The following is a 20747-nucleotide window of genomic DNA, read 5'->3' on the forward strand; positions in this document are numbered from 1 at the left end:
CCTTATGCCGAGCGGGATCTGTTAAAATCCTTAGTGAGTTGCAAACTCAGTCGGTAGTTTGAATAGATGCAGACCCCCCAAAGTCTCGGTTACACCGGTTTGTTGAGGGCTTTTCGAGAAGTCCTTTGTCGACGAGGTTGTCGAGATTGGGTAGAGTCGCCCATGATTGATCTCTTGTTCATAGTAGTCGTCGAGTTCGGCCTTTACTGCGAGCCCGTGCGGTTCCTCGATCCCGGCGATAATGTACAAGATGTCCCGCTGGAATCCGGTTAGATCGTGCATCTATCTGTTTCCCTACTTTTGACGGGTTGAATAAGTTCTCTCTGGTGGCCAGAGTGCGTATCGGAGATGATTCAAACACAGAGTCACAATGTGTCTTTTGAGTCTAATCTAAGCAGATTGCGATGGGATCGTACTTAGGATTCTCTCGCACTTATAATTCAGCATAGAGAAGCAATCGAAGCGATATAATTCCCCATGAAAACGCCAGCATAATTTCCGAAATGATTATCCGATATGGACACCCCTTTGAATAAATCTCATAAGATAAATACAACAAAATGGAAGATGCTACAAAGGAAATGGTTCCAATCAAGGATTTGACTATTGTGTCTTCAATGAAAACAGGAATCACAATAGCAGGGGCAACTAAAATACATCGTATCATTGTCGATTGAATCATTTCCCGATATTCTGAATAAGTGTGGTAATTTATCAAACAGAAAAAGAGGCTCGTGGCTACACAAAATATTGCGAACGCCAGATACGTGGTTAGAGTCATAACAAAAATTGTTATTTGGTGCCAATTTTATTATGCTCACTGGGCTAAGGGAAGAATCAAACCAAAGATCGAAAGATAGAGTACAATGGTGAGTATACCAACAAGGCTCACAAAGCCAAATATTTGATTATTTGTGATAATTGCCCCAACTAATCCATTGATAGATAAAAGAGATCCAAAACCAACAGCATATTTAGGGAGAGCATTCTGTTTGCTCATCGTCTTCTACAAACACCCCCAAAACACACATATTCCGCATTCTCATCCCGGTTTTGAGAACTATTGGATAGACCATAGTCCCTTCGATAACTGCTTCTCCTGTACTTACCACAGTGGGTGCCAGACCTATCATGTTCTAAGAATTTTAATAGAGCCTCTCGATTGTATCACTCGAGTTCTCTGTAGCCCTCTGTGCTTCCGACGCGATCGACCGTGGTGTTGCTCACCCCCTCAGAGGGGTGGAGGGAGCGTGTACAAGCAATACGCGCTATCCAAGACTGATCATCATGCCACTCCTAGACGTATACGAACACATGTTCGACGAAGACGTCTCCCTCTCTCGACAGCTGCCTGTCGGAGACGGGGACAGCGAGGAACAGATACTGCCCTACGACGAACTCAGCGCAGACAGCAACACCGAGGAGGGCTGATCCTCACCATGACGATTGAGATCCAGAACACGATGGCGTGGGTGACGGCGAGCGTGGGGTCGAAGATAGTTGGGGTGCACGGCAAGTGACTATGACCTTGAGCGATATATTTTGCCCAGAGAAAGAAATATGTGTGTTAATCCCGTTGGTAGGAGTATGTCAGACGATGTCCGTCACGACGGCCCGCCTCCGTTCGATAGACCGTTCGAAGGCGAGGACACGAAGCAGCGCGTGTACGGTGCGGTATTACACGCTCGAGAGCCGATGACGGCCGCCGAGATCGCCGAGCGGGCAGACTGCTCGGGGGAGTCGGCACGGACACACCTGTCCTTCTACGCCGACCTCGGCATTGTCATTCGGCATGAGGGCCGGCCGGTTAGGTACGAGCGCAACGACGACTACTTCGAGTGGCGGCGGGTCAACAAGCTAGCGCGGGAGAACACTGTCGACGAGTTGCAGGCCCGCGTGTCGGAGTTGACCGACCGGATCGAGGAGTACCGCAGCGAATATGGGGTCGACTCGCCCGCCGAGGTCGATGTCCTCGAGTTCGACGCGGCGCAGATTGACGACGTGTACGTGGAACTCGGTAATTGGGCCACCATCATTGAGGAGCGTCGCCTACACGAACGCGCCAGGAGAAAAGCCGCCGGCTCAACGGCCCCGTCACATAGCTGAGATGGTGCCGACGGATGACGGTGCGAGTCCCGCACCGATATACCGGTCGATGTTGGAGCGAATGCGTTCCCGATTCGTTGGGCGTCGCATGTTCGAGTCGGCAGAGATCGTCAAGGAGGGGGAGCTGCACCTCCACGTCGAGCTGTCAGGCGACTACTATCCGAACGAGGCGTCTGCTTGCTTTGAGATTCGCTGGTATCGTAACGACGACTTCAACTTTCACTACCAGGAAGAGCGACGGGACAGGGCGTGGAAGTGTCGATGGGATCGGCATCCAAACGCACACAACTCACGGGATCACTTCCATCCACCACCGGCCGCTAGCCGCACCGACGCGGAGAACACTCAGTGGCCGGACGACCACCGCGACGTGAGCCGCCTCGTCCTTGATCACATCGAGGAGCACATCGAGATGCTGTGGGAGCAGCAGTAGGCGGAGGCATTGCCGAACGTGTTGAGGAGATCCGTTCGAGAAGTGCGACTATTACTTTTGTCCGGAGGAAACGCTGAGATTCGACTGACCCGATTTCCGGAGTGAACGGACACTTCGAAAGAGCGCTATTCGACCCTCAAAGAGGGATATAGGGACTGTTGAGATGGAGACGATCGATCGCCGGCCAAGACGAGCCACATGGCCTTGCAATCAAGGACGAACTCGACAAGTATTACGAGACAGAGATCCACCACGGCCGGTTGTATCCCAACCTTGACGAAGTCGTCGACAAGGGTCTCGTCGAGAAAGTCCAACTCGAGGCCCGGTGAAAGTGGGAAGATCAATACGTCGATGGATTCGATTCAAGTGCGATTTAAACCGTTGAAACAGCGGCAGAAGCGCGAAAATTTAGCCGTTTCAGCGGTTGGCTTGGGTATTGGGGTTGCTAGGTGCCCCTACGGTAGGTGCCCCTAAGGGGGCAGGGCAATTGCGCGGCGCGCCAGCGAAATCTGACTGGCCGATATTGGACGTTACAGAGACGCTGCCCCGATAGTAGGCTGGGGCGGTACCTCGATAACCGTGATTATCGAATGTTCCTACGAGGGTTTATGAGTGAAGCCGCGACCAAACGTGAGCGTTATGCGGCAACCACAAGACGACCTGTTGATCGCCTATACACTGTCACTGCTCGCTTGGGTACATAGAGGTACGGAGAAAGAAGAATGGGCCTTGAACCTTTCAGCTGAAATCGTGAATCAACATGGACTGACAACAGGTGACGCAATTCGTCAGCTCGAGTAGCAAGCAAGAAGGTATGCAATACCCATATGACGACTCCTTAAACTCTTCATCTTAACATCTCCAATAAGTCCTTTTGCTGCCTATGGACATCTTGCGCAATATCTAGATAATCTAGTACAATTTTGGGATTGAAATTCTGGTTTTAAATGTCATCTGCGCTTTCTATTGCTATCGCTTCCTCTTCTATCGCCTTCCAATCTTGCTGTACTGTTCGAAGCTCAGAATAATATCTTATGATCCCCTTTGAAGATTTAGCAGGTAATAATCCGATCTGTCATCCTCGACCGACTCGAACGGATCAGTTCGACCGCTGCGGAGATTGTCGATGTCGTCGACGAGGTGATTACAGATGAGTGATCGACACCTCCTCTTCGAAATCGTCGACGCGCTCGAAACGGAGGGACTCGGTCGTGACCAGTACCAACTGCAACGGATGATCGATGTCGAAACACTTGAGCAACTCGTGGACTCGGCGAATGATGACCTCAAGGTTAGTTTCTCGGTCGGTGAGTTTCGTGTCCTCGTCACGCAATCCGATGTATGGATCCTCACGAATCCATATATTGTATCTTTTTATACCATTATTTTTTTTTGATAGGTACTACACTACCAATCGTCAGTACAGATGGACTACTTATCGGCCGTTTTAACAGCCACGCGCAACCAAAGTATGGTAAGAAATGAACCGACCTAATCTATTGGTGGCGGTACTAATCCTACTCCTATTAGCAGTCTTTCTAATAGGAACTATCCTAGCCGGTTCGACCGCCGGATTATGGTGAGTGGTTACCGAACTACAATATTGGTTTTAGCTGCTAAGTCTGGATCCAATCATCAACTGGGTGGAACACCCTACTTTGACCAGAGGGAGATAGACGATAAGTAGGCATCTGTAGTCAACAGGTGAGTCTCGAACTGGACCTCGAGTTAGCCTTCCGGCATCGTTACACGGAGTTCGCTGTCAACCTCGTAAAGGTAGCCTCACTCAAGCAACCGAGTAAGTGCATAGCTCGCATCCTCGGGTTCGAGGGCTAGTTCATCGCTATTATGAAGAACATCGAGTGCTCCCTCTCGAGGGATCGACTGGACGTCTTCATTCTCAGTCGATGTGACTGTGAGTAGAATAGGACATCACACACGTCCACTATCCACTCTGGAAGCGGTGGCCGTAGATCAGAGAGATCTTTCATCTCGACTTCGTACTTCCAATCTTTGCTATCGTCCTGCTTAAGAATATCCCTCAGCGGGGGACAGGACCGTTTCCGTAAGATATTAAACGGTCTCGGAATGTGACTTCGAACAAACTGGAACTGAGATCCCTATACAGAAAATCGCTCTACCACCGAGTACCTGAAGCTGTTTTTTCGCGCCTGACGGGTGAGGCGCGCCCACGCGTGCCTCGAGAGTACCCATGAGTACAGATCGACCGAGCTAGCGCAAGCAATACCAGGACCACCACCATGACTGTAATGATACCAGTGACCGAGAGCGACACTATACCGGCGACGTTGCTCAACTGAACGGGCACGAACTCATCGTTATCGACGAATGGCTGCCAGGCACGGAGCCACCACCGTACGTGATTGACCACACCGCTTGTGAGTACCGCACGCGGTACTGGCGCTGCCGGAACTGTGGCTAGGAGCGAAATCGTCGTAGCCAGTTCAGCGACCACTGTGAAACACCAGATCAATCGACCCCGCTCGAGGCCAGTGGTTACTCGATCGAGGATCCGCGAACCCGGCGTGCATTGAGCGAGGAGATGGACGTCCGGTTCGCCAGAGTGGGCTTTATCTACGAAGTTGTTAGCAAGAGCGGGAACACCTACGAGGTTGACGTTGAGACGGAGACGTGTACCTGCCCAGATTGGGAACAACGCCAGCCCACTGGTGGGTGCAAGCATCTCAGACGTGTTGATCTCGAGATTCGGACCGGGATCACTCCTACTCCAGATGGGACGTTCAATCGATATCAGTAGTTGGTAATACGATTTCGTTATTCAGAGGTGGTCAGGAAACTCGCGTTCAGTACAGGTAGTTCATATATTGACTATCAAAGAAACAATCAAGGTAGACTACCAGGTGAGATACAATACACTCGTCGTTGAACAGGAGCTATGGCCCCGTCACATGTTCTTGTTCCACTGGATGGCTCGCCCTTGGCTGAGGATGCTCTCGAACACACCCTTGAGGTATTCGACTGTAAGATTACCGTCTTGAATGTCGTGACACCACTTGATACGCACATGAGCGAAGGAGGTGTTTTAGAAGTGGAGGATTCCCGGCTCGACGAAGCCTATACCCGAGCTGATCGTCTGATCGAGCGCGCTTGTAGTCAGAGTGCAACTGTGGATCGATCAATCGAAACAGCAGTCGAAACTGGTAAACCGACAGACTCGATTCTCACATATATTGATACAAGCGACGTTGATCATGTGGTAATGGGGGGTCACGGGGGGCCAAAACCCGGCCCACTACACCGGCTGCTTGGTACCGTTGCAACTACCGTTGTCAGTAAAGCCCCAGTGTCGGTAACTGTAGTTCGATAAGGCCGCTTCATTCCGTACCGAGTTCGTGAAGTGGAGGATCACCTAACTTGAACTTGTCCGTGACTCGACAGTCGTAGTACTGAAGACTATATGGTATCGTCCGTGAGGAGGCTGATATTCGCGCCCTCACAGGAGAGGCAGTATACCCAGCCGTGTAGCTTTCGTGATATATGACTGGAAATTTGGTTGAGAAAATAATTATCCTATCTAACTATGTACCTCGTAGGTTTGGCTCTGCTCATACCTATAGTGAGCAGGTCGCTGCTTTTCGTGTTATCCCATCTTGGAGAGATTACGCCGATCAGTGCAGGTGAGACAGTTATCATAGAGTAGTCTGAGAGTTTTGGTAGATGGACTACCCAAAATGATTGCCAAAGAAATAACAAGGTGGGAATTTCTAGTTTTTAAGAGAGTGTTCAGTGCTCGTTGTCCCAAATGCGATAATGGGTTGGGAGAACAAATTAGCAAATACACCTCTAGTGGAGAGACAATAGCAGACTTTGAGTGTACAGATTGTAGCTACGAATGGTCACTTACGCTGTAATCCAATCGGCTTCGTAATTCTCCTTCTACTAAGAGAATGTTCAGTACCGCCTCTGCATGAATAACTACTGAAGAAAATGTCCTGTTCACCGACGACACGGAAACGCCGATAAACGTGTTGACCGGCGAAACACCGGCGCATTCGCAAGCGACCGTCGAGGAAGCGAAGGAGTTCGCTGCGAGTATCGACACGGAAGACACGTCCGTTGCGGGGAAGGCGCAATGGGGGAACTCCCGACCACGGCCCCTGTCGACTCCGATGGCAGCTAGGACCTGCTCGAGCGTGGCTGGGAGGTGACGAAGGAGGAGTTCGAGCGCAATCTTGACCGGGTGAAGGACGCCATCAACGAGCTCTCCGACGAGGAGATCTTCGGGACGAGGACCTCGCCCGGCATGCCTTCCACCAGGTCGGTGCGTACGACGGCCCGACGATCTTCCTGTACACCGAGCACGCAGCCGGCATTCGCCACCGTGGACAGTTGGATCGACTCCTCGAAGAGAGTGAGGAGTTCTGGACCGTGCCCGCTGACATCCACTTCTGAACAATGCCCCCGCATCATCAATTGGTGACGCGAGAGCCCCTCGCCGACACTCGCGTATCGGAACACCGAAACCAGTTCGCGAGCCGTCTTGCATCGAGCGCCGGACTCGTACCGGTACAAGTGGCGTGAGGCAATCCTCGTCGGCGGTTACCCGGTCTGGTCGCGGGATACGAGACGAAGGGCGCGAACTCGTTCCGTGACGGACTCCGGGAGCAACCTATCCCGGAACTCAGCTGTCCGGAGTGTCCAAACTACGACATCCGCGTCGGCGAGAAGTCAGCAGATGAGGCAAAAGTACAGCGCTGGTACGACTTCCCGACTGTGGGTATGAAGCCCCCTCACGCATCGTCTACGGCGCCGAACGGTGAGTGGGCGAGCCCGCGCTGGGAACTGTTTTTCGTCTGGGTAAGAGGGGGTAGCCGGGTATGGTCGGGTTGGGCAAACTATGAGCCTCGAAGAACGCAACTGACACAGTGAGGCACTGTTCGAGTCACTCTGGTGTCCCGTCTGTGGGCAGGAAGTGTTCACCCACATTCTGTTTGAGGGGATGCTCTGCAAAAGCTGCAACACACAAGTCGAACTTCAAGAGTTCTGAGAGACGCGCGGCTACGAGGAGGCCGTTCTCGCCTGCTTCGATACCGCCACGACCTGGAATCACCACGTCGACGAGAAGCTTCGTCGCGATCTTCCAGATGGATCGGCTCGGGTGAAGATCCTCGGCGCACCGGGTGCCTACGAGGTCGATTGGTGGAGTCCGGTGCCGGGTGAGGACTGGGAACCTATCGAGCGCGGAGAATTCGACGACGTCGGGGAGCCAGATGACGACTCTTACCTAGCTTCGGACGGATTATTCTCTTTATTAGATTGAGACAACCACTTACCAAGCAGGCAGTGTAGGGCATAGTGTATGACTAAAGAAATCTGTTTAAGCCGGAAAGTTCCCAGAGCAGAGACGAAATAGACGGAGGCGGCTCCGGCCGTCGGCGGTTGAGAACTGATATAGCCGGTAAAACAAGAAATTCGGCCAGTGTTACTCATTCCTGACATCTTGCTCTGGGCCTGTACTCGTCGTGGGTACCATAGGTGAGCGCCGTTAATCGAGGCACCGCTGTCGGTCGCCAAATCGACGAGGGGCGTCCCGATTTCTCCCATTTCATGACGATCAAGTGCATGTAACAGCTTTTCAGAAGCGACCACCGAAATCCTACCGTACGCGCCGAAAGACGAGGAGGTATCTTAGCGTCAGCGCCCGCCGAACAGCCGCTCCCGCAGTGACCGCGACGACGGTCGCTCCGAGAGCAGCACGGGCGTGTCGAGATTCTCGATTGTGTCGAACGCGAGCGATCCACGGACGATCCGCGAGAGGAGTCCGCGCTCCGTCGCGCCGACGATCACGAGGCTGTACTCCTCGCCGACCCGGCCGATCGTTTCTTCTACGTCACCTGCCTCGATGCGCAGCTCCGAGTCACCGAGGTCGTGTCCATCAGCCCAGCCGGAGAGGAACTCTCGTCCGGACTCTTCTTCGCTGGGATCGACGACATACAGTAGCGAGAGATCGACGCCGACGGTGTCACGGAGCGCACGGGCGACCTCAGCAGAGAGGTCCGAGGAGGGACCGCCGGCTGTCGGCACGAGCACGTCCGAGAGGTCCAGTTTCTGACCGTCCAAGATGAGGAAGTCACACGGGAGATCATGAGTCAGCTCGTCCAGCGAACCCTCGACGCGCCCGCCAGCGAACCGTGTTCCACCATAGCCCATCACGACGGTGTCGACGTCGTTTGCCCGTGCCGCGTCGAACACCTCCTCGATCCCACGGTGCGAGAGGATCGTCTTCGTCTCGATCGGGACGTCGAACGCCTCTGCGTCCGCGGCTGCCTCGGCTAGCAACTCCTCAGAGGACTGGTCAAGGTCGGTACGGTTCTCGGCAGCTGTCTCCAGTGATGTCTGGTCCGGGACAGTGATGATGTGGGTCGCCAGTATGTGACCGCCCTTGTGTTGGGCGAGCGCGCCGGCGAGTGTGATGAGCGCACTCTCGGTCCGTGGGTTCGCCACAGCAACCATGATCGTCGGCCCCTCGTTTCCGGTTCCGCTTGGTGCGACTGCGTCTGCGGCGCCGACGACCTGATCAGGGAAATCTGCTTCTCGGCTCCGGATAAACTCCGAGAGTACGCCCTGTTTATCAGTCTTGTCCCGGGCGTAGATGAAGTACCACGCCACGGCCGCAACAACGAAACCGGCCGACAGTGCAATCTCGATCCCGTCCATGAACGCGACGAGCCCGAGCGACAGGATCGCGCCGAGTATCGGTGTGATCGGGTACAGCGGGACGTTGAAGTCCGGGTCGTACTCCGGAGTGTCGGCCTCGCGGAAGACGATGAGCGCCACGTTCATTAGCGCGTATACGATGAGGTGGAGGACGCTGGCCGCCTTCGCGAGCACCTCGATCTCTTGGCCCAACAGCGCGATGAAGACGATGATGAGCGCCCCGGTCACGAGGATCGACCGGTACGGCGTCGCGTAGTTCGGGTGGATCTCGTTGAGCCAGTTGGTGACGATCTTGTCCCGTCCCATCGCGAAGTTGATCCGGGCCGACGCGAGGATCGACGCGTTCGCCGACGATGCGGTCGCGAGGAGCGCGCCCACGGTCATCACGGCGGCGGCGATTCCCGCAACTCCAGTCACCGGTCCGATCGATTCAGGGAAGGCGACCCGCGCGGCCTGCACGACCGGCGCGTCTTGGCTGAGCTCTGGCCACGGGACGACGCCGAGCATCGTGGTCACAAGGATCGCGTAGATCACCGTGACGATGGCGACGCTCCCGATAATGGCGATCGGGAGATTCCGGCCGGGGTCCTTCAGCTCCTCAGCGACGGTCGCGATCTTCGCATATCCGAGGAAGGAAACGAATACGAGCGCGGTCCCCGGGAGGATCGCGCCGTAGCCCGCCGGAGCAAGCCCGCCTTTGCTCTCGGCGAGCGTCGCGTAGTCGAACGAGAGGAAACCGGCGACGGAGAATGCGGCAAGGATCGATAGCAGAAGGAAGACGATCACTGTCTGGACCCCGCCAGTCTCCTTCGCGCCGATGTAGTTGACTGCGACGAAGATAGCCCCAGCGACAAGCGCCCCCAACTGGATCGGATTGAGAAACGCGATCGACGGGAGACCGACGAATACGGTGAGATACTGGCCGAATCCAATACAGTAGAACGCGGAAGCGAACGCAAGCCCCATCCAGTCGCCCATCCCCGCGATCGACCCGAACATCGGGCCAAGCGACTTGTTGATGTAGTAGTAACCGCCTCCAGCCTTCGGCATCGCCGTACCGAGCTCGGAGACGGAAAGCGCGTTCACCATTGCAATCAGCCCGCCGACAACGAACGAGACGACGACGACAGGCCCTGCTGCGTTCGCGGCGACTCCGGGTAGCACGAAGATGCCGGCGCCGATCATCGTGCCGATGCCGATGGTCATCGCCGAAATTAGCCCGAGGTCCTTCGCAAGCTCGTCGTCGCTCATCCGTCGCTGTCGGCTCGCGGCAGCGCGATTACAGGACGGTTCGCCTGTGTGACGAGTTTGAGCGAGAGGTCGCCGGAGAGGAACTGCATGAGCCGGTTACCGCCGCGGGAGCGGTACGCGATGGCGGTCGCGTCGACCTCCTCAGCGGCGTCGAAGATAGCCCCGACGACGTCCCGAGCGTACGTGGTGTGGTCGTCGGCGTCCGGGAGAACCGAGCGGACGGCAACATAGGATTCCTCGGCGAGTTCCTCGGACTGCTCGACGGGTGTTTTGTCCGGGGCGCCGCCGGCCTTCTCGACGACGTGGAGCGCGGTGACCCGTTTGGGTTGGTAGGGTTCGAGTTCTCTTGCGGTGGCTCGTGCGTCCTCCTCGTGGGCGACCGGGAGGAGCACGTGTGCCAGGAGGTCTTGGTCGTCGTCTGTGGTTCGATTCATACCCGCCACTATCTGCTCGCCTGCATTAAAACCCCACTCTCCGAAGCTATACTTATAAGTAGATTTGTGTAGGCGGAATATAGTCGAAGTATTTCGTCGGCTAAGCCAATTCCTCTCGGGACAGATGGCGACAGTTCACGAGTGTCGGAACTGTGGGACAACGCTGAACAAGCCGATAGCAGAGTGCCCTGCTTGTGGCTCTACCGAAACCGCGTTCTACGAACTGTAGCGCTGCGGAACTCAGCTGCATCCCGTTGAACGATAGAAAGGTCAATTGTGGTTGCGAACGAACAACCAACAACAATGGATTATCGTCTTGACGAAATCGATCGGTTGGCGCTGTACTATCTCGGGTCGGACGCGCGGAACACAACGGCGACCGAAATCGCCGAGCAAGTGAACGTGTCGGCGGGAACCGTACGGAATCGCCTCAATCAGCTCGAACAGCACGGCATCCTTTGTGGCTATCCCGCACACATCGACTATGAGCGCGCGGACGGCCTCCTCACCGGCCTCTTCGTCTGTAGCGCCAGCGTCTCCGAACGCGACCGCCTTACAAGGAAAATTCTCGATATCTCTGGCGTTGTCAACGTCCGCAACGTCATGTCCGGCGACGACGGCCTCCATGTGAAAGCCATCGGCGAGGACACCACGTCGCTACAGCGCATCGCCAGCGAGATCGAGGACCTCGGCATCGCCATCGAGGACGAGAGCCTCATTAAGGAAGAGTACCACCAACCCTACCAGCCCTACGGTCCGACGGATGCCACGCACTCCCAGCCGGCGACGAACGTGTTGAGCCTCGTCGGTGACGCACAGGTTGTAGACTTGACCGTCACCGAGGACGCGCCAGTCGCCGGTAAAACGCTGGCGGAGGCGAAAGAGCAGGGGTTGCTCGGCGAGGACGTGCTAGTAGTCGCCATCGAACGCGGAGAGGAAGTCGTGTCAGTAAACGGCCGTACCGAGATTCGACCCGGAGACCTCGTCTCCTTATTCTCCCCGGTCGGTATCCGAAACGACACCTTCGACGGGTTCGGCGGCACTGCAGCGAAGCGAGTGTAGGTCGTATTTGTGGTGCGCCCAGTATGTTGTTGACCACGCCTTCCAGAGTGAGTGCGTCACCAGCAAAATCACGCTGGACGGCGAAACCTACAAAGACGTACGAGAGGCCATGGACGGCTTCAACGGTGGACTGATGCAAGCCGCCCGGAGCATGGCCACCGAAGCCTGCAAGAGCGTTGTTGTAGAAGCGAGATGTTCCCTCGAGAGCCACCCGTCGACGGACGAACTCGTCACTTCGTCCATCCACGTAATGCTGACTCATGTGATGGAGAGGGTGAATCAGACGGTCATCGGAAGATAAAATCGCTGGCAATCTCGAAACTTCGCTAAGAGTTCGACGGGGAGTTCGCTCGGGACGCCCCGGAGATCCACCTCAACATCTCGCATACGCGCACGGATGCAGAGTTCCTCCAACAACTGTTGTAGATAGATACTACTGTGTGTTCTACGATCAAAAAGACTACGAGCCAGGAATTGAGTTAGTCAGCAGCGCCTCGCTCAGAAGAAGGCTCAGCATCGATATTCTGTGACCGGTCAACGGTAACCCGCGCACTCCCGCTCGTTTCGTCGAAAACGAGGTGTGTATGTGGATACGCTATTTCGACATCAGCCTCGTCAAGTTCATCCCAGATACTTTCGTGTACCTTCGACCGCATCTCGATCGGGAGATATGGCTTTTCTACCCAGAAATAGAGGTCAATGCGGATTCCGTGATCACCGAATTCACTAATGAACGCCTTGGGTTCAGCAGGATATTTTGTGCCACCGAGTCGGATTGCTGGACCGCCCTCAATTACGCCATCAATGTGTCTAACAGTACGTTCTAACAGTTGGCGTGCTTCCGCAAGATCGCCTTCGTATGTCACCGTAAATTCAATCGAGACACGTGTCCGTTCGTCGTTCGCAGAGTAATTGATCACATCACGGTCATATATTGTTGAATTGGGAATGACGAGGAACGTATTTTCTAGTGTTAAAATTTTCGTGTATCGAAGAGTGATTTCCTCTACATACCCGCGTTTATCTTCATCAACGATCTCAATCATGTCATCGATCTCGTAGGGACGATTGACGAGGATCAAGAACCCGGCAACGAAATCGGTAGCAATCGGTGCTAGGACAACAGCCAGGACAGCAGAAAGAACGGTGACTGAGAATAAGAGCCCTGTGACTTCAACTCTGAGGATTCCCAGCACAAAAAAGAGGGCAACAACCATCGTTCCAGCACGAAACATCCGAAGCAAAATCTCCGCGACGCTTCGCCGCCGAACGCGGCGAACTACGTTCGGACGAATCACCCGTGTGAGGAGTCTAGAACCGTACCAAGCAAGTATTAAGACAACGAATGCAATAAGCCAGTTTCCACCCAGAAGCTGACTCAATTCGTCGGTCCACCGTATCTGAGCGCTTCGATCAAATAATGCGATCATAGGGCACTATTCAACAGAAACGGAGTAAAGTGATGTGCCCGAAATCACAACCCTACAGGCAGCCAATGGTCGGCACTGCTAAGAGCTAAAAGTCGTGACGACACAATCAATCTCGCCAGCCTTGTTGAAGAGGGGTGTTGCATTGACCGAGAACCAGCGTGAATCGCCATTAGGAGTTCAACTGAAGAATTTTATCGTATACCGATTCGCCTATTTTGAGCGTTCGAGCGAAGGGATGAGTGTCGATTAGGAACTCGTGACTATCTTCGTCATTAATCAAAAATGGAACGGTACCCAAAGGCAAAATGTGAACCCGTCCCAGAAAGAACCTAAACTAGACAAAATAGGTTCATGATCACGAGGCCGTCGTGTTTGATGACCGAAAACTACCATATACGCCCGCTATTGACAGTATTACGATCAGGACACCAGTCACTATATTGACCTAAATTACTAGATCTATAGATATTCCGAAGACGAATGGTGATGCCACCATCCAGAATCCAAGAAGAATGAGTACCACTGCAATGATGGCGCTAGGTGAGTGCTGTTCTCCAGATCGAAATGCGTGGAACGAGGCTATGAACGCGATCACGGCGCCAGCGATGACGTTATGCAATCCCATGTTTCCAGTGATCGTAAAGACAACTGACGAAAATAGTACAAAGATGCCGATTGCTGCTGTGAGCCCTGCTGTTCGCTCAACTAATACCGAAGCGTCATCGACGGACCTATTTCCACTCATAACTCGTAACTAAAAGTTGCAAAATATTTGAGAATGTCGGTTTCGCATTTAAATTGTCCTGTCGAAATATGCTCGTTAGTTCAAAGACTTGAATATAATTGCATCTTTCTCATCCATTCCAACTATTAGTTCGAAATAGTCCTGTTGATCAAATTATTGCCAATTTCAACAAGACAAGCAATAAGTTCGAGTCGGTGGGTCTACTGAACGGCTGGGAATCAGTTCCGTGAGTGTATCAGAGATGCAAAGAATATAGCTAACATCTTACACCTCGAGGACGGAGTCAACAGCACCGACATCTGGTGATTTTGGGAGGGCGGACGTTCAGATGATAGATTATCAGTGGGACGAAAGAATCTGAACAATATTACTCTGAGATCGTTGAGACGACCCCATTCTCTGTGACTGTAGCAATCTCTGTAGAGGCCATGTCCTCTCCAAATATCGAGAAGAGTATGAGACGTTCAGCTAATCTCACTAAATGAGGGTGCCGATTTGCAGACCTAGGGTAGTAATCACCCTAAGATAAGTTGGGGGACTCTATTCAAACAATCATAGTTTTTATATTCAGATCACTATTCTAGCTGTATGAGCTTTCAATCATTCGTGGGTGGAACAGTGAGAATTGTCCTTGGTTGGATTATATTCTTCCTCATCAGTCTTGCATCGATATGGTTGTTTACGGCTGGCTATATGAGTGCTGGTGTGATCGTCTTTATTATCGCGTTATTCTGCGGTGTGTATGCTGAACACCACCGGGGGAAGCAGGGCCAACGAGTCCGTGACGGTGGAAACACGTATCGTTGACTCTCAAGTCTTGGTGAGCGCCGCGACGTATTTTCATCATCATACTCAAGGGACGCCGTCCCCGTAGCCCACTTGTATTTTGTTCACCTCAGATAACAACTGTTCTTTGAACAAGGATTGTCGTCGACTCAGTTATCGTAGTAACAGGGTATGCCGATAGAGAGGTGCTATCGTCATCTAATGTAAATTCCGTCAACTGGCACTGTCTAGTTTAGCACCTCGGCTGGAGTCTGTCCGTTGAGTGATTGGTGCGGTCGTTGTGTGTTATAGTAGTGTACAAACTGTTCAAACCATTCTCTGACGCTCGCCCGACTGACCACCCACGAGTTATGGAAGCGGTCAACTCGCATCCTGAAGGTATGAAACCATTTTTCGATCAAGTTTCGATCGACGTAGTCAAGCTGACCGCTCAACCCTAATCGAGAGAAGGCAGTCAGATAGCCGTAGCCATCGACGAGAAACACCGTCTCGGAGAGATCGTGTTTCTCGGTTAATCGATACAGAAATGCAGCGGCTGGATCGGTGCCTCGTCGTCCGAACACTGCTACATCAAGAATTAGTCGTGAGTCTAAGTCTATTGCATCGTATACCCAAGGCCAGTCGCCGTTGATCTTGACAGCAGTTTCATCAATGGCGACCCGCGACAGCTGCGCCGTCCTCAGAACGCTTCGCGTTCTGATGGGCTGCACGAGAGCTTCGCTCTCGTGGACGTCGGCGGGTCTGGCACGCTGTCAGCCAGCCGATGTACCAGTGCCAGATTGCTTGATGAGAGCGTTCCACACCGATTAAGCGAAGAATCGCTTGTGTCTCTCGGAGCGAACAACCGGTCGCGTGGAGCCGAACGGCGAACACCCTGACGGGCGTCGCCGTCCGCTCACGCTCCCAAGATTCTTCTAAATCCGTCGCGTAAGACTCGCTGAGCAGGTCTGCGAGCTGCATGTCCAAACCAACTCCACGACCTGCTCGCTTCTCAAACTGCGCTAACTAGACAGTGCCGATTTATCGAACCTGTTTTTCTGATTGACTCAGTGGTATGACGTATACTTTAAATGGAGATCGTACATAATGGCAAAAAGAAATTGCAAGATAGCTATCAGTGACTCGCTAAAACGGTGGCAACGACGTACGTACTCCCAGCCATCAGTGCAAAGTGCGGCGCAAACGCTTTTACTGCTAATTTTTTCGAGTCAGTCATTGTCCGTGCGATTTGCCACGCGATCACCGCACTCCAAAGAACCGCGAGCCATAGCCATCCGGTGACGAAAAAGTTGTTCCAGGCCGATACAATCGCGGGACTCGCCCCCGTCGGCAGGGAAAGCGGTATCCCCAGTCCGCGCGCGAACACGTTCAGCATCTGTCCGCCCGACTCCAGTAGTCCGCCGATAGCGTGACTACCGAGCGTGAACATGATCCCTAGGGGTGCGTACGCGAGGCCGAACTTCGTGAACGATGTCGTCCAGTCGATACCGCTCCAACTGCTCGCTAAGCGATTGACGGCAGTGAACGCCAGAATCGTCACAAGAATACTTACGGCGTAGGCCGCGGTCGGGGCGAGGACGCCGGGAAGGTTCCCGATGACCGTCGTTTCTTCGACGGGACCGCCGAGCACGTGATCGATCGGGAAAACGGCCCAGATGATAAGTGCGACGAGTGCCTCGTCAACGAGCGGGATGCGCTCGGTGAGGACCTTTGCGCCCGGCCAGCGGAACCGTAGCTCGACATCTTCGTCGGGTTGTTCTGTCGTACACTTCATGCAGGCGGTGCACCGGCGATCGGTACTGAGGAAGTCACTCTTGTATTCGAGTGTCGCACACTGGACGCCGGTCTCGGTGTTCTGTGCGATTTCCAGCGGCGAGAATTTCGAGGTGACGCTCATGACGCCCGTAGCGGGGCAGACGTACCGACAGAACGCCTGCCGTTGGTAGACGAGGCTGACGGCGACGGCGACGCCAAGAATGGTAAGCCAATACACGGGGATGAGACGAGGCGAGTACGCGACGCCAGCTTTGTACATCGGCCACCGCGCCATGGCGAACGAAAGCGCCGTCAGCGACAGAACGGACAGCGGTATCCCCAGCACAACCCACTTCCGCGTATACATTGGAAAGTGACGTTGCAGTCCGAATCGCTGGGTAAACCGAACGATCGCTCCCATCGGACAGAAGTAGCACCAGATTCGACCGAGAAAGACGAGGCTGAGAAGCATAACTGGAGTCCACCAAAGGCCGAAGAACGCGACGTTACCGAAGTTAGTTGCTGAATCCGTTGGACCCACCGCGGCCCGATAGATCGCGTAGAAGAAAATCGCAACGGTGACTAGGTTGACTGCGTGTTGGACGTTCTTGTTCGTGAATAAGAACCGAATCATTCGGTTGTTCGTAATTGTGATCCCTGTACCGGAGTCATGTTGGTCGGGAGTGGTCTGATTTGACCGTTGCTCTTCAGTCGCCATAACTGGCCTTCGCCCTCAACAGTCGTTAGTCGCTCTGGTACAGCAGTCGAACCTACAGATTGTGAGTCGGTTATCGAGAGACGTTATGTCGACACCGAATTGACCATCGCATTCAGTTTGGTTATCTGAGAATCCGAGTGATGCGAGCCTACATTCTGTCCTTTGACTTTTGGATCCAACTGTTGGTGTTCGATGGAAGGACGGATTCGACTGTGAGTCCGAAGGTCTCCTTCCTTCTTAGTAGTCTGCAGAAGTGTAGAACAAATAAGACTTCAGCAGAGCCATTCAACGACAAATTCACTGTTCTGATCGAGTAGTTATCAGGAGATAATAGCACAATTTCTCTATTTAGAAGGAACCGTGAAACCCGCGGTAAGTACAGTCCCTATACTTACCGTGGTTTTCGCGGGCTACTCTGAAGAAAGAAGCCGTATTATCAACTACTATTATGGCCAACTTTCCCTGCGCTGATGGTGGATTGTAGCGACCGATCTCGAGGTTATGAAATCCGTCATAGATCGGAGTACCCCGTTTTCTATTTGTGAGGTCAGCTGTTGGCTGGATCGACATTATTCGAATCGGCTACTCGTTCATTTTCCGACTCTGGATACGTTACTATCTCGTCTTCTATTGTTGCGAACCGTGTGAGTGAATGTTCTTCAGACCGATTTGCATCAAAAATATGAATAGCATCGTGGCCACGTGCGAGCAACCAATCGGAGATAATACGTCGGTGACAGTGCCAGTATACCTTCTCTGCACACATATACGCTACCGTGAACTCCTCCCCGAACTCGAGCAGTTCATTCAACCCAGTTCGAAACCCCTCGGTAAGGGCATAATCAGCGTAAGCATGGAATGAATCGTTAACCCACGCTGCATTCGGAGATTCATTCAACTCAACGTCCTTGTACCCGCCCAGATTACCGATATGTTTATATGATATGTCATGTTCTGGGAGTCGTTCTGTCAATCGGTCACTGTTAAACTGTGGGTTCGTCCGGGAGCGAGGAAAACTCCGAACATCAGCGAGGAGGGTGATCTCGTATTGATCAAGAATCGATAGAAGTTCGTCGAACGATCTCGTCGAGTGACCGAGAGTATAAAACTGTGACATAGGTATAGTACTGTCCCCAAAGGAATAACAGGAATGGTGAGATAGAGTCGTTCTCTATTCTCGTTTCAGTAAACCCAGCCGACAATAGCTGCGACGAGCATCGTTGCAGTATCTGAGTCGGTGACCGGGATATAGCCGGCGATTCCGATGCCGGCACACGTGACAAAAACGACAATCAGGAACAGACCCGTGATCATGTACCGGCTTCCGTCGAGCAATATCCACCGTTTGATCGGCGATTCCTGCAGCCGCTCGTGGACAAGACCACTTCGACTTACTTCCCCGTCGAGTTACTCATTCGTATCGATACTGCACTCATCCGCACTTATGTCGCCGGTTTCTACACTGAAGCGGAAAAGTATAGAGTCGACACAAACTGCAATAACAGCTCTGAACTATCTATCCGCAGCGCTCGCGAATCAACTATCTGTTGATAAGATATTTACCGAAGTGGAACAACGGCTTGCATAATGCCAGAATGTGATGGCTGTGGTTCTCATGTTACCGAGAACTACTTCCGCGTTTTCTCTGTTCAGGGTAATCTTCCAGCATGCATCCATTGTGCCAGCAATCGTGATGCTCGAGAGGCAGGAATCCCTCGACAATAGCTATTGAGTAGGCCAATTTTTAACTCTTGTTTTATCGGATCTGCTCATTCTTCGATATCCTCAGTTAATTCTGGGGAAATGATTACGTTAATCGCCCCCACCGATCGTCCAAAATATACTCTGAATCGCTTTTCCGAAGAAGTACCCGACGAGAGCCCAGAGGATACCGCTCTCTATGCCGTGAACTGTGATGCCGACGATACCACCGATGACTCCCAACCCGAGCGCAAGATAGTGTACTGTGATCAATACCGATTTCATATTATCTCCGAACACATGTACCGAGGAGGATGTTCGTCCGAACATCTTCGTTTAATAAGCTATGCTAAGAGATTGGGTGGATTTCACTATCGTGAGAACGTACTTAGTAGCGTTTCCAGTTCTGAAAGATTGAAACATCCTACCAGACAAGCCACTCGGTTAACAATACGATGACCATAAGGAATACATGTTCGCCGTCGACGACAAACCCGTAGTATAATGGGCCGCGGTCCGACGTTGCGAAAGGGATATACATACTGACGTATGCGTTCATCGCGAGTACAACTAGGTACCGTCGCGAGAGCATGCCAGCCGCTATGAGGAAGACGACTGCAGCGGCGACGACGACTGTGGCAACCAAAGAACTGATACGGGCCCACCCCGGGCCGAAGCGGTTGGGGACTGTCGAAATTCCCTCTGTGCGGTCCCCCTCAATGTCTTTTATGTCGAAGATCACTGCAGCGATCGTGATCATAGTCGTGATATAGACGAACAGAAACAGAATCTCGAGTGAGCGGAGTTGGCCGTAATAGTAACCGACGCCCAATGGGATCGTGCCCCAGGCGAGACCGACAACGAGATTTTTCACGAAAAATAGTCGTTTGACGCCGCCGACAGAATACAGTAGGACGACCACCAGCGGTAGGAATAGGTATGCGGCCCCAGACAGGCCGAGTGTAATCGCAACGCCGACAGCGGCGATGTAGAGCGCAATACCGGTGACCAGCCAGTACCGACCGTACCGCTTCGTAAACGCTGCACGCTGGGGGACATTCTGCTTGTCCTCCTCGATGTCAGTGAACCGATTGACTGTATAGACGAACATCGTAGCCGCGAAAACAATAAACAGTGGCAGCGACTCAAGCGGAAGATTCGCGAGAAAGATCGTCGTGACGGCGACACTGACCGTCGCCAGTGAGATGAAAAGGTTGCTATGAACCAGGAAGCGAAGGACAGCGATTATCAATGACGTCAAGCCCCTCCTCCACTGTATTCTGGTAGGATTATGCACGGAAAGCCTCGTATACCCTATGGAGAGGCTGACTTTGAATGCTGTGCCGGTCTCGCACGAAGTTGGGCGACACCACCGTATAGCTGGAGCCGGTCGTGAGCATTGTTTGACTTAGGGCTGAGCGGGTTCTCATATGATCATTACGCTTCGTTTTTGAATACACGAATAGTCGACTCGTGTAATCATATGGTTGATCCAGATAACCACCTCGAAACATGGTAACCCATTTCGATTGGACTAACGTCGGTGCGACCAATGCTGGCGACGTCGTCTCGGCGATTCACCTTTCAACGACCCACGAGATGCACAGTCCTGGTGACTCGGATCACG

The 20747-nt window shown here is 53.1% G+C and carries 18 protein-coding genes and 6 pseudogenes; 12 read left to right on the forward strand and 12 right to left on the reverse strand.

The window, feature by feature from the left end:
- Positions 1–109 precede the first annotated feature (109 nt).
- A pseudogene (locus LDH74_RS24770) lies at positions 110–282 on the reverse strand (helix-turn-helix transcriptional regulator); the annotation flags it as partial.
- A 535-nt stretch (positions 283–817) separates the two neighbouring features.
- A complete protein-coding gene (locus LDH74_RS24775) occupies positions 818–1000 on the reverse strand; it encodes a hypothetical protein (protein ID WP_226043184.1) in 183 nt (60 codons plus the stop codon).
- A gap of 287 nt (positions 1001–1287) precedes the next feature.
- On the opposite strand from LDH74_RS24775, the gene LDH74_RS24780 reads away from it, so the two are divergent.
- From LDH74_RS24780 to LDH74_RS24830, 10 genes and pseudogenes are all read left to right on the forward strand, one after another.
- The gene (locus LDH74_RS24780) at positions 1288–1431 is read left to right on the forward strand and encodes a hypothetical protein (protein ID WP_226043185.1); all 144 of its coding nucleotides are present in this window, start codon (positions 1288–1290) and stop codon (positions 1429–1431) included.
- A gap of 156 nt (positions 1432–1587) precedes the next feature.
- Positions 1588–2106, forward strand: a complete 519-nt coding sequence (locus LDH74_RS24785) for a transcriptional regulator (protein ID WP_226043186.1) — start codon at positions 1588–1590, stop codon at positions 2104–2106.
- A gap of 88 nt (positions 2107–2194) precedes the next feature.
- Positions 2195–2539 carry a hypothetical protein gene (locus LDH74_RS24790; protein ID WP_226043187.1) on the forward strand — a complete coding sequence of 115 codons (345 nt, stop codon included), beginning with the start codon at positions 2195–2197 and terminating at the stop codon, positions 2537–2539.
- 155 nt (positions 2540–2694) lie between these two features.
- Complete coding sequence (locus LDH74_RS24795) at positions 2695–2868, forward strand: helix-turn-helix transcriptional regulator (protein WP_226043299.1); 174 nt, start codon at positions 2695–2697, stop codon at positions 2866–2868.
- Positions 2869–3689: 821 nt separating this feature from the next.
- A complete protein-coding gene (locus LDH74_RS24800) occupies positions 3690–3935 on the forward strand; it encodes a hypothetical protein (RefSeq protein WP_226043188.1) in 246 nt (81 codons plus the stop codon).
- Between the two features lie 816 nt (positions 3936–4751).
- Positions 4752–5318: pseudogene (locus tag LDH74_RS24810) on the forward strand (hypothetical protein).
- Positions 5319–5456: 138 nt separating this feature from the next.
- Positions 5457–5888 (forward strand): universal stress protein, encoded by a 432-nt coding sequence (locus LDH74_RS24815; protein ID WP_226043189.1) that lies wholly within the window; start codon positions 5457–5459, stop codon positions 5886–5888.
- Positions 5889–6540: 652 nt separating this feature from the next.
- A pseudogene (locus LDH74_RS24820) lies at positions 6541–6973 on the forward strand (hypothetical protein).
- Positions 6957–7341, forward strand: a pseudogene (locus LDH74_RS24825) (hypothetical protein). Before LDH74_RS24820 ends, LDH74_RS24825 begins: the two co-directional pseudogenes overlap by 17 nt.
- Before the next feature lie 113 nt (positions 7342–7454).
- Positions 7455–7841: pseudogene (locus LDH74_RS24830) on the forward strand (hypothetical protein).
- 374 nt (positions 7842–8215) lie between these two features.
- Here the strand turns inward: LDH74_RS24830 and LDH74_RS24835 are convergent.
- Both LDH74_RS24835 and LDH74_RS24840 read right to left on the reverse strand, forming a co-directional pair.
- A complete protein-coding gene (locus LDH74_RS24835) occupies positions 8216–10489 on the reverse strand; it encodes an amino acid permease (RefSeq protein WP_226043190.1) in 2274 nt (757 codons plus the stop codon).
- Positions 10486–10923 carry a universal stress protein gene (locus tag LDH74_RS24840; protein WP_226043191.1) on the reverse strand — a complete coding sequence of 146 codons (438 nt, stop codon included), beginning with the start codon at positions 10921–10923 and terminating at the stop codon, positions 10486–10488. Before LDH74_RS24840 ends, LDH74_RS24835 begins: the two co-directional genes overlap by 4 nt.
- A 303-nt stretch (positions 10924–11226) precedes the next feature.
- Here LDH74_RS24840 and LDH74_RS24845 point away from each other — a divergent pair, with 303 nt between their 5' ends.
- Both LDH74_RS24845 and LDH74_RS24850 read left to right on the forward strand, forming a co-directional pair.
- Entirely contained in the window at positions 11227–11985 is a 759-nt protein-coding gene (locus LDH74_RS24845; RefSeq protein WP_226043192.1) for an Lrp/AsnC family transcriptional regulator, read from the forward strand.
- Positions 11986–12094: 109 nt separating this feature from the next.
- On the forward strand, positions 12095–12286 hold the full coding sequence (locus LDH74_RS24850; RefSeq protein WP_226043193.1) for a hypothetical protein: 192 nt from the start codon (positions 12095–12097) through the stop codon (positions 12284–12286).
- Positions 12287–12464: 178 nt separating this feature from the next.
- Here LDH74_RS24850 and LDH74_RS24855 read toward each other — a convergent pair whose 3' ends face one another.
- The 8 genes and pseudogenes from LDH74_RS24855 to LDH74_RS24885 all read right to left on the reverse strand — a co-directional run bounded on the left by LDH74_RS24855 (position 12465) and on the right by LDH74_RS24885 (position 20369).
- Positions 12465–13202, reverse strand: coding sequence for a mechanosensitive ion channel family protein (locus tag LDH74_RS24855; protein ID WP_345778582.1), 738 nt, complete (start codon positions 13200–13202; stop codon positions 12465–12467).
- A gap of 658 nt (positions 13203–13860) precedes the next feature.
- On the reverse strand, positions 13861–14160 hold the full coding sequence (locus LDH74_RS24860) for a hypothetical protein (RefSeq protein ID WP_226043194.1): 300 nt from the start codon (positions 14158–14160) through the stop codon (positions 13861–13863).
- Between the two features lie 1013 nt (positions 14161–15173).
- Positions 15174–15906 (reverse strand): annotated as a pseudogene (locus LDH74_RS24865) (IS6 family transposase).
- Between the two features lie 154 nt (positions 15907–16060).
- Positions 16061–17419, reverse strand: a complete 1359-nt coding sequence (locus LDH74_RS24870; RefSeq protein ID WP_226043195.1) for a 4Fe-4S binding protein — start codon at positions 17417–17419, stop codon at positions 16061–16063.
- 547 nt (positions 17420–17966) lie between these two features.
- Positions 17967–18536: a DUF488 domain-containing protein gene (locus LDH74_RS24875; protein ID WP_226043196.1), complete on the reverse strand. Its 570-nt coding sequence runs from the start codon at positions 18534–18536 to the stop codon at positions 17967–17969.
- Positions 18537–18601: 65 nt separating this feature from the next.
- Positions 18602–18733 carry a hypothetical protein gene (locus LDH74_RS26595; RefSeq protein ID WP_255681146.1) on the reverse strand — a complete coding sequence of 44 codons (132 nt, stop codon included), beginning with the start codon at positions 18731–18733 and terminating at the stop codon, positions 18602–18604.
- A 498-nt stretch (positions 18734–19231) separates the two neighbouring features.
- Positions 19232–19405, reverse strand: a complete 174-nt coding sequence (locus LDH74_RS24880) for a hypothetical protein (protein WP_226043197.1) — start codon at positions 19403–19405, stop codon at positions 19232–19234.
- Positions 19406–19544: 139 nt separating this feature from the next.
- Positions 19545–20369, reverse strand: coding sequence for a UbiA family prenyltransferase (locus tag LDH74_RS24885; protein ID WP_226043301.1), 825 nt, complete (start codon positions 20367–20369; stop codon positions 19545–19547).
- Positions 20370–20747: the final 378 nt, after the last annotated feature.

It is taken from the genome of Natrinema sp. DC36 (assembly GCF_020405225.1).
GTDB lineage: Archaea > Halobacteriota > Halobacteria > Halobacteriales > Natrialbaceae > Natrinema.

Coding starts and splice junctions, on each gene's coding strand:
- LDH74_RS24775 (WP_226043184.1), bottom strand. CDS start 1,000: ATGAGCAAACAGAATGCTCTCCCTAAATATGCTGTTGGTTTTGGATCT.
- LDH74_RS24780 (WP_226043185.1), top strand. CDS start 1,288: ATGCCACTCCTAGACGTATACGAACACATGTTCGACGAAGACGTCTCC.
- LDH74_RS24785 (WP_226043186.1), top strand. CDS start 1,588: ATGTCAGACGATGTCCGTCACGACGGCCCGCCTCCGTTCGATAGACCG.
- LDH74_RS24790 (WP_226043187.1), top strand. CDS start 2,195: ATGTTCGAGTCGGCAGAGATCGTCAAGGAGGGGGAGCTGCACCTCCAC.
- LDH74_RS24800 (WP_226043188.1), top strand. CDS start 3,690: ATGAGTGATCGACACCTCCTCTTCGAAATCGTCGACGCGCTCGAAACG.
- LDH74_RS24815 (WP_226043189.1), top strand. CDS start 5,457: ATGGCCCCGTCACATGTTCTTGTTCCACTGGATGGCTCGCCCTTGGCT.
- LDH74_RS24835 (WP_226043190.1), bottom strand. CDS start 10,489: ATGAGCGACGACGAGCTTGCGAAGGACCTCGGGCTAATTTCGGCGATG.
- LDH74_RS24840 (WP_226043191.1), bottom strand. CDS start 10,923: ATGAATCGAACCACAGACGACGACCAAGACCTCCTGGCACACGTGCTC.
- LDH74_RS24845 (WP_226043192.1), top strand. CDS start 11,227: ATGGATTATCGTCTTGACGAAATCGATCGGTTGGCGCTGTACTATCTC.
- LDH74_RS24850 (WP_226043193.1), top strand. CDS start 12,095: ATGGACGGCTTCAACGGTGGACTGATGCAAGCCGCCCGGAGCATGGCC.
- LDH74_RS24855 (WP_345778582.1), bottom strand. CDS start 13,202: ATGGTTGTTGCCCTCTTTTTTGTGCTGGGAATCCTCAGAGTTGAAGTC.
- LDH74_RS24860 (WP_226043194.1), bottom strand. CDS start 14,160: ATGAGTGGAAATAGGTCCGTCGATGACGCTTCGGTATTAGTTGAGCGA.
- LDH74_RS24870 (WP_226043195.1), bottom strand. CDS start 17,419: ATGGCGACTGAAGAGCAACGGTCAAATCAGACCACTCCCGACCAACAT.
- LDH74_RS24875 (WP_226043196.1), bottom strand. CDS start 18,536: ATGTCACAGTTTTATACTCTCGGTCACTCGACGAGATCGTTCGACGAA.
- LDH74_RS26595 (WP_255681146.1), bottom strand. CDS start 18,733: ATGATCACGGGTCTGTTCCTGATTGTCGTTTTTGTCACGTGTGCCGGC.
- LDH74_RS24880 (WP_226043197.1), bottom strand. CDS start 19,405: ATGAAATCGGTATTGATCACAGTACACTATCTTGCGCTCGGGTTGGGA.